This is a genomic window from Streptomyces sp. 13-12-16 (assembly GCF_002114215.1).
Lineage (GTDB): Bacteria > Actinomycetota > Actinomycetes > Streptomycetales > Streptomycetaceae > Streptomyces.
The window spans coordinates 26,948-35,287 of the sequence record NZ_NCTE01000688.1 but is presented as its reverse complement, the minus strand read 5'-3'; the positions used below and the strand labels follow the sequence as shown (position 1 = coordinate 35,287).

The 8,340-nt window shown below is 71.5% G+C and carries 7 protein-coding genes and 1 pseudogene; 5 read left to right on the top strand and 3 right to left on the bottom strand.

What is annotated here, in order from left to right:
• The 3 genes and pseudogenes from B7767_RS26255 to B7767_RS26245 all read right to left on the bottom strand — a co-directional run.
• Positions 1–360, bottom strand: a pseudogene (locus B7767_RS26255) (ABC transporter permease); the annotation flags it as partial.
• Between the two features lie 43 nt (positions 361–403).
• Complete coding sequence (locus B7767_RS26250; RefSeq protein ID WP_085574353.1) at positions 404–1,156, bottom strand: ABC transporter ATP-binding protein; 753 nt, start codon at positions 1,154–1,156, stop codon at positions 404–406.
• A complete protein-coding gene (locus B7767_RS26245; RefSeq protein ID WP_085574352.1) occupies positions 1,153–1,668 on the bottom strand; it encodes a PadR family transcriptional regulator in 516 nt (171 codons plus the stop codon). The genes B7767_RS26250 and B7767_RS26245 overlap by 4 nt, the downstream gene beginning before the upstream one ends.
• 129 nt (positions 1,669–1,797) lie before the next feature.
• Between B7767_RS26245 and B7767_RS26240 the strand changes: the two genes are divergently transcribed.
• The 5 genes from B7767_RS26240 to B7767_RS26220 all read left to right on the top strand — a co-directional run.
• Entirely contained in the window at positions 1,798–3,069 is a 1,272-nt protein-coding gene (locus B7767_RS26240) for an ABC transporter substrate-binding protein (RefSeq protein ID WP_085574351.1), read from the top strand.
• 180 nt (positions 3,070–3,249) lie between these two features.
• Positions 3,250–4,872, top strand: a complete 1,623-nt coding sequence (locus B7767_RS26235; protein ID WP_085574350.1) for a glycoside hydrolase family 13 protein — start codon at positions 3,250–3,252, stop codon at positions 4,870–4,872.
• 29 nt (positions 4,873–4,901) lie between these two features.
• A complete protein-coding gene (locus B7767_RS26230) occupies positions 4,902–6,230 on the top strand; it encodes an ABC transporter substrate-binding protein (RefSeq protein WP_085574349.1) in 1,329 nt (442 codons plus the stop codon).
• Positions 6,231–6,235: 5 nt separating this feature from the next.
• Positions 6,236–7,603 (top strand): carbohydrate ABC transporter permease, encoded by a 1,368-nt coding sequence (locus B7767_RS26225; RefSeq protein WP_085574348.1) that lies wholly within the window; start codon positions 6,236–6,238, stop codon positions 7,601–7,603.
• On the top strand, positions 7,600–8,340 hold a 741-nt coding region (locus tag B7767_RS26220; RefSeq protein ID WP_085574347.1), incomplete at its 3' end, for a carbohydrate ABC transporter permease. The genes B7767_RS26225 and B7767_RS26220, both read left to right, overlap by 4 nt.

Genomic DNA, 8,340 nt, shown 5'->3' with positions numbered 1-8,340 from the left:
CCCGGAGGTGATCAGCGGGCGGCCCACCTCGGGCTCGGCGGGGGTGCCGCGCAGTTCCACGGAGGCCCGGCCGCCCCCCGAGGCGAGGGTGAGCGCGGCCGTCGGGTAGGGACCGGCGACGGACTCCACGCCGTCCAGCCCGGCCAGCTCCCCCGCGTCGGCGGAGGCGGTGGTGTGCAGCGTGACGTGCGCGCCGTGCGCCTGGGCGAAGACCCGCTGCCAGGGGTTGGTGGCGTACCCGAACAGGGCCGTGGCCAGCAGCAGCGACGCGACGATGCCCGCGGTGGCCAGCACCAGGAACAGCGCCTCGCCGCGGTGCGTGCGCAGATCGGAGTGCGCCCAGCGCAGAGTGGCTCGCACGGGCGCTCAACCCCTCGGCGCGGGGCGGTCGTGGAAGCGCATGTCAGTCCTTGAGCTCCAGCACACCGGACGTACCGGTCCGGCGCGGCGGGACGCCGCCGTCGAGCGCGGCGTCGTCGGCGATCCGGCCGTCGAAGAAGCTGATCACCCGGTCCGCCGCGCTCGCCAGCCGCGCGTCGTGCGTGACCAGCAGGATCGTCTGCCCGCGCGCGTGGAAGCGGGACAGCAGCCGCATCACCTCGCGGGTGCCCCTGCTGTCCAGGCTGCCCGCGGGCTCGTCGGCCAGCAGCAGCGGCGGGTGGTTGACCAGCGCCCGGGCCAGCGCGACCCGCTGCTGCTCACCGCCGGACAGCTCGCCCGGCATGCTCCGCTCCTTGCCCGCGAGACCCAGCTCGGCCAGGAGTTCCTCCCGCCCGGCGCGGGCCTTCCTGGGCGGCACCCCGGCGAGCAGCGCGGGCAGCTCCACGTTGTCGGCGACCGACAGGTCGGAGACGAGGTTGAAGAACTGGAAGACGATCCCGATCCGCTTGCGGCGCTCCACCGCCCAGCGGGCCTCGCCGTAGCCGTCCGTGCACACGCCGTCCAGCCAGACACTGCCCGCGTCGGGCCGCTGGAGCCCGCCGAGCAGGTGCAGCAGCGTCGACTTGCCCGCACCGGACGGGCCGGTGATCGCCACGAACTCGCCGCGCGCCACCCGCAGGTCGACCCCGCGCACGGCGTGCGCCGGGGCGCCCTCGCCGTGGTGCGTCTTGACCAGGCCCTCGGCGCGCAGCACTTCAGCGGTGTTCTCGCTCACTGAAGCTCCTCCAGCTCCTCCTGGCACCGCTCCAGCCAGTCGAGGTCGGCCTGCAGGTGCAGCATGGCGCCCTCGATCAGCAGGTGGGAGATGCGGTTGTCCCGGTCCTCGGCGGCGGCCAGCTTCGACAACTGCCGCATGGTGTTCAGGTACTGGCGCCGCTGTCGGTTGATCAGCGCGATCTGGTCGGCGAGACCGGTCTGCGGGGCCAGGGCCAGCTTCATGAAGAACTCGTCCCGCACCCGCGGCTCGTCCGCCGTCTCCTCGTACCAGGCGCGCAGCGCCTCCCGCCCGGCGTCGGTGAGGTGGTAGACCTTCTTGTTGGGCCGGCTCGACTGCTCGACGTCCTCGCCCTCGATCAGTCCCGACTTCTCGAGGCGGCCGAGGGTGACGTAGATCTGGCCGACGTTCGGCTGAGGGTACGCGGAGCCCAGCAGTTGCTCAAGGTCCTGCTTGAGCTCATAGCCGTGGGCCGGGCCACGGGCGAGCAGCGCCAGGAGGGGCAGCCGCACTCGTGCTCTCCTCCTCGCGTCCTGTGGGTAATGTGCCGCAGGGCCTAGTATCGCGCATACCTAACAGGTATACATGGCCTCTGACCCCCGGACGAGGGTGCCCGGGGGCCGGTGTACAGGGAGGAACCTATGCGGTGGATCCATGCCGCGGGTAGGGGCCTCCTCGTGCTGATCGTCGTCCTGACCGGTTACGTCGCCTCCGGTGCGCGGGCCGACGAGGCAGGCGGGGGCGGTCGCGGACCGCTCACCCTGGCCACCGCCGGCGATCTCACCGGCTATCTGGGCTCCGTGCTGGAGGGCTGGAACCGCACCCACCCCGGCGAGGAGGTCACCCTCGTCGAGCTGCCCGACTCCGCCGACGAGACCCGCGCGCAGATGATCACCGACCTGCGCGGCGGCGAGCGCGGCCGGTTCGACGTGCTCAACATCGACGTGAGCTGGACCTCGGAGTTCGCCGCCGCCGGCTGGATCCGCCCGTTGCCCCGCGACCGCTTCCCGCTCGGCGCCTTCCTGCCCCGGGTCGTGGACACGGCGACCTACGACGGACGCCTGTACGCCGTCCCGTACGTCACCAACGCCGGTCTGCTCCTCTACCGCAAGGACGTCCTCGCGAAGGAGGGCGTCCCGCCCCCGCGCACCTGGGCCGAGCTGGAACGGGCCGCGAGGACCCTCGCCCCGGAGCACGGCCTCGACGGCTACGCCGGCCAGTTCCTGCCCTACGAGGGCCTGACCGTCAACGCGGCCGAGGCCGTCTACTCGGCCGGCGGCACCATCCTCGGCGACGAGGGCGAACGCGTCACCGTCGACTCACGGGCGGCCAGGGACGGCATCGGCTTCCTCGCGCGCGGGGTCCGCGAGGGCTGGATCCCCCGCGAGGCGCTGACGTACAAGGAGGAGGAGTCCAAGCAGGCCTTCCAGGACGGCGGACTGCTCTTCCTGCGCAACTGGCCCTACGCCTACGTCGCCGCCTCCGCCCCGGGCTCGAAGGTCGCCGGCAAGGTCGGCGCCGTACCGCTGCCGGGACCGGACGGTCCGGGCACCAGCGTCCTGGGCGGCTCCAACCTGGCCGTCGCCGGCCACGCCCGGCACCCCGACTCCGCCGCGCGCCTGATCGCGTACCTCACCAGCGAGCGCGTGCAGCGCCAGGTCCTCACGCGCGGCGCCCTGCCGCCCGTACGGGCCGGCCTGTACGACGATCCGGAACTGGTCCGGCGGTTCCCCTACCTGCCGACCCTGCGCGAGAGCGTGCTCGCCGCCGCCCCGCGCCCCAAGAGCCCGCACTACGACCAGGTGAGCCTGGTGGTGCAGGCGGTGGTGCACGACGCCATGACCGGGCGGCAGACGCCCGGGGCCGCGGTGCGCCGGCTGGCGGGCGAGCTGGCCGCCGTCTCCTCGCGATAGGACCCCTCCTAGTTACATGTTAGGTAACGCGGACGTCTCGAACGTGCCCGTTACGCCCGCTTAAGCACCGGTCTGTGCTGGCCAACTCCACGGTAGCTTGCGTACGTTCATTGACACTCTCGCGACCCTGCTACCTAACATGCATGCATAACGAGCACTCCTCACAGACAGGTCAACGGGGTGAACAGGCACCACTGGTGGCGTGACGCGGTGATCTACCAGGTGTACGTCCGCAGCTTTCTGGACAGCACCGGTGACGGCATCGGCGATCTCGCCGGGGTCAGGGCGGGACTGCCCTACCTGAAGAAGCTCGGCGTGGACGGGATCTGGCTGAGCCCCTTCTACCCCTCGCCGCAGCACGACCACGGCTACGACGTGGCCGACTACACCGGCGTCGACCCGGTCTTCGGCGACCTCGCCGAGTTCGACCTGCTGGTCGACGCCGCCCGGCGGCTCGGCGTCAAGGTGCTGCTGGACATCGTCCCCAACCACTGCTCCAGCGAGCACCCCTGGTTCCGCGCCGCCCTCGACGCGGCCCCGGGCAGCCCCGAGCGCGCCCGCTTCCACTTCGCCGACGGCCGCGGCCCGGACGGCGCCGAGCCGCCCAACAACTGGCACGCCATGTTCGGCGGCCCCGCCTGGACCCGGATCACCGAGCCGGACGGCCGGCCCGGCCAGTGGTACCTGCACATGTTCACGCCCGAACAGCCCGACTGGAACTGGCGCGAGCCCGAGGTCGCCGCCGAGTTCGACCGGATCCTCCGCTTCTGGCTGGACCGGGGCGCCGACGGCTTCCGCATCGACGTCGCCGCCGGCCTCTTCAAGCACCCGGAGCTGCCCGACTCCCCGGACCCGGAGGCCGACGCCCGCACCCGCGACTCGGTCAACCCGCTCGCCTGGAACCAGCCCGAGGTGCACGAGGTGTGGCGGCACTGGCGCGCGGTGTGCGAGGAGTACACCGCCCGTGACGGCCGCGAACGCCTCCTGGTCGGCGAGGTCTCCGTCCCCACCGCCCGCGAACACGCCCGCTACGTCCGCGCGGACGAACTCCACCAGGCCTTCTTCTTCGACCTCCTCGGCGCCCCCTGGGACGCCGACGCCTTCCGCAAGGTCATCTCCGAGGCCATGCAGGACATCGCGGGCACCGGCTCCACCGTCACCTGGGTCCTCAACAACCACGACCAGGTCCGCACCGTCACCCGCTACGGCGAACCCGCCCCGGACGGCAGCGGACTCGGCCCGGCCCGCGCCCGCGCCGCCGCGCTGCTGATGCTGGCGCTGCCCGGCGCCGCGTACATCTACCAGGGCGAGGAACTGGGCCTGCCCGAGGTCGTGGACCTGCCCGACGACGTGCTCACCGACCCGATCTTCCGCCGCACCGGCAGCCGCGCCCGGATACGCGACGGCTGCCGGGTGCCGCTGCCCTGGTCCGGACAGGCCTCACCGTTCGGCTTCACCTCCGGCGCCGAGGGCGTACGGCCCTGGCTGCCGCAGCCCGAGTGGTTCGCCGCGCACGCCACCGACCGGGCGCTGGCCGACACCCGCTCCTCCTGGCACCTGTACCGCGACGGCCTCCAACTGCGCGCCGCCCTGACCCAGCTGGGCGAGGGAACGCTCCGCTGGCTGGACACCCAGCCCGGCGTCCTCGCCTTCACCCGCGGCGACGACCTGGTCTGCGCCGTCAACTTCGGCACCGCCCCCGTACCCGCCCCGGTCGCCGGCACCCCGCTGCTCGCCAGCGGCCCCTGCCCGCCCGGGACGCTCCCCGGCTCCACCGCCGCCTGGTGGATCGACGGCTCCTGAAACCCCGTACCCCCGAAGGGACATCGACGATGATGCGACGACGTACCACCCTGCTCACCGGATGCACCGCCCTCGTCCTCGCGCTCGGCGCGACCGCCTGCGGAAGCGGCGACCCCGTCACGGCCGGCGGCGGCGACAAGTCGCTCGACGGCCAGAAGGTCACCGTGGCCGGCGTCTGGTCCGGCAGCGAGCAGAAGAACTTCCAGAAGGTGCTGGACGCCTTCACCGAGAAGACCGGAGCCGAGACCGCCTTCGTCTCCACCGGCGACAACGTCTCCACCGTCGTCGGCAGCAAGATCGAGGGCGGCAACGCCCCCGACGTCGTGATGGTCCCGCAGGTCGGCGTGCTCAAGCAGTTCGCCGAGAAGGGCTGGCTCAAGCCGCTCGACGAGAAGGTGCGGTCCACCGTCGACGGCAACTTCGCCGAGGTGTGGCAGAACTACGGCAGCGTCGACGGCACCCTCTACGGCCTCTACTTCAAGGCCGCCCACAAGTCGACCGTCTGGTACAGCCCCGAGGCCGTCGAGCAGGCCGGCGTCACCCCGCCGAAGACGTACGGCGCCATGCTGGAGAACGGACGGACCATCTCCGACTCCGGTCTCGCCGCGTTCTCCGTGGCCGGACAGGACGGCTGGACGCTCACCGACTGGTTCGAGAACGTCTACCTCTCCCAGGCCGGACCCGAGAAGTACGACGCCCTCGCCGCGCACGAGATCAAGTGGACCGACCCGACCGTCGTCGAGGCGCTCACCACCCTCGGCGAGCTCTTCGAGGACGAGCAGCTCGTCGCGGGCGGCCGCAAGCAGGCCCTCAACACCGACTTCCCCGGCTCCGTGGAGAAGGTCTTCGGACCCAAGGCGGAGGCCGCCATGGTCTACGAGGGCGACTTCGTCGCCGGTGTCGCCAAGGACCAGTTCGGCAAGGACATCGGCACCGACGCGAACTTCTTCCCCTTCCCGCCGGTGGGCGACGGCAAGGCACCCGTGGTCAGCGGCGGTGACGCGGCCGTCGTCCTCAAGGACGGCAAGAACAGCGAGGCCGGCATGGCACTCCTGGAGTACCTCGCCACCCCGGAGGCCGCCGCCGTGTGGGCCGAGGCGGGCGGCTTCCTCTCCCCGAACAAGAAGCTCGACCTCTCCTCCTACGGCGACGACGTCACCCGCGCCACCGCCGAGTCCCTGATCGAGGCCGGCGACTCGGTCCGCTTCGACATGTCCGACCAGGCCCCGGCGGCCTTCGGCGGCACCAAGGGCACCGGCGAGTGGAAGATCCTCCAGGACTTCCTGCGCGACCCGGCCGACCCGGCGAAGACCGCCGCCGAGCTCGAGAAGGCCGCGGCCAAGGCGTACGGGAACTGACCGCCATGACCGCCACACTGGTGAAAGAGGCGAGCCCCCCGACGCCGGCGCACCCCGACGGCGCGCGCGGCAGGCGCCTGCGCCGGCGGGGGCGCGTCATCGCCCTGCTGTTCGTGTTCCCCGCGCTGCTCCTGCTGGGCGCGCTGGTGGTGTACCCGGTGCTGTTCTCCGTCGGCCGCAGCTTCTTCGACGCCTCCGGCAGCGAGTTCGTGGGCGGCGGGAACTACGCCGAGATGTTCCGCGACCCGACCACCCTCAAGGCCATCCGGAACACCGCGATCTGGGTCGTCGTGGCGCCGACGCTGCTGACCGGGCTCGGGCTGATCCTGGCCGTCCTGGTCGAGAAGGTCCGCTGGGCCACCGCCTTCAAGCTGCTGCTGTTCATGCCGATGGCGGTGTCCTTCCTCGCCGCCGGCATCATCTTCCGGCTCGCCTACGACGACGACCCGGACAAGGGGGTGCTCAACGCGGCCGTCGTGTCCGTGCACGACGCCTTCGAGGGGAGCTCCTCCTATCCGACCGCCCGTGCGCGGGACGGCGAGGGGCTGACCGAGCAGGCGGACGGGTCGTACGTCACCGGGACGGAGGTGTCACCCGGGGGGACGGCGGCGGTGCTGGGGCTGGTCGGGGTGGCACCCAAGGACCTGCCGGGGGAGGCCGAACCCGCCGTCGCCGCGGCAGGGGAGAAGGCCGGCTCCGACGAGGTGCGCGGTGTGGTGTACCTCGACTTCACGCCCGGTGGGGGAGGGGAACCGGGAGTGGTCGACCGGGAGGAGAACGGACTGCCCGGGGTCACGGTCGAAGCGGTGCGCGGCGGGGAGACGGCCGCCAGTACGACCACCGCGGCCGACGGGTCGTTCCGGTTCACGGGGCTGGACGGCGGCCCGTACACCCTGAAGCTGCCCTCGTCGAACTTCGCCGCGCCCTACGACGGCGTCTCCTGGCTCGGCCCGGCGCTCGTCACCCCTGCGATCATCGGGGCGTACCTGTGGATCTGGACCGGGTTCGCGATGGTGCTGATCGGGGCGGGGCTGTCCACCCTGCCCCGGGACGCGCTGGAGGCGGCGCGGATGGACGGGGCCAACGAGTGGCAGATCTTCCGGCGGATCACCGTCCCGTTGCTCGCGCCCGTCCTCACCGTGGTGTTCGTGACGCTGGTGATCAACGTGATGAAGGTCTTCGACCTCGTCTACATCATCGCGCCCGGTCCCGTGCAGGAGGACGCGACCGTGCTCGCGACACAGATGTGGCTGGTGTCGTTCGGCGGCGGCAACAACCAGGGGCTGGGCAGCGCGCTGGGTGTGCTGCTGCTGCTCCTGGTCATTCCGGCCATGGTGTTCAACGTCCGTCGTTTTCGGAGGAGTCAGCGGTGAGCGCGGTGCGGCGTGTCCTGGGCAACGCGGTGGTGCAGGCGTTCCTGGTGGTGATCGGGCTGGTGTGGATGACCCCGCTGGCGGGGCTGTTCCTGTCCTCGCTGCGGTCGGCCGAGGAGACGGCGGAGGGGGGCTGGTGGACCGTGTTCACCAGCCCGGGGGAGCTGTCCTTCGAGAACTACTCGGCGTTGCTGGGGAATTCGGGGATCACGCAGGCGTTCTGGAACACGGTGCTGATCTCGGTGCCGACCACCGTGCTGGTGGTGGTCGTCGCCGCGCTGGCCGGATACGCCTTCGCGTGGCTGGACTTCCCCGGGCGTGAACCCGTCTTCCTGGTCGTCGTCGCGCTGTTGGTCGTGCCCGTGCAGATCGGGCTGCTGCCGGTGGCGAAACTCTTCGGACAGCTCGGGCTGTTCGGGACCATTCCCGGTGTCGTGCTGTTCCACGTCGCCTACGGGCTGCCGTTCGCGGTGTTCCTGCTGCGGAACTACTTCGCGGAGATGCCGAAGGAGATGCTGGAGGCCGCCCGGATGGACGGGGGGAGCGAGTGGCGGATCTTCACCCGGCTGGTGCTGCCGGTGGGGCGGCCGGCGATCGCCAGTCTCGCGATCTTCCAGTTCCTGTGGGTGTGGAACGACATGCTGGTCGCGCTGCTTTTCGCGGACAGTTCCTCGCAGCCGTTGACCGTGCAGCTCCAGTCGCAGATCCGGCAGTTCGGCAGCAACATCGACGTGCTG

What these genes read in the sequence shown, in the direction of transcription:
- B7767_RS26240 (WP_085574351.1), top strand. Translation starts at nt 1,798, where the DNA reads ATGCGGTGGATCCATGCCGCGGGTAGGGGCCTCCTCGTGCTGATCGTC.
- B7767_RS26230 (WP_085574349.1), top strand. Translation starts at nt 4,902, where the DNA reads ATGATGCGACGACGTACCACCCTGCTCACCGGATGCACCGCCCTCGTC.
- B7767_RS26225 (WP_085574348.1), top strand. Translation starts at nt 6,236, where the DNA reads ATGACCGCCACACTGGTGAAAGAGGCGAGCCCCCCGACGCCGGCGCAC.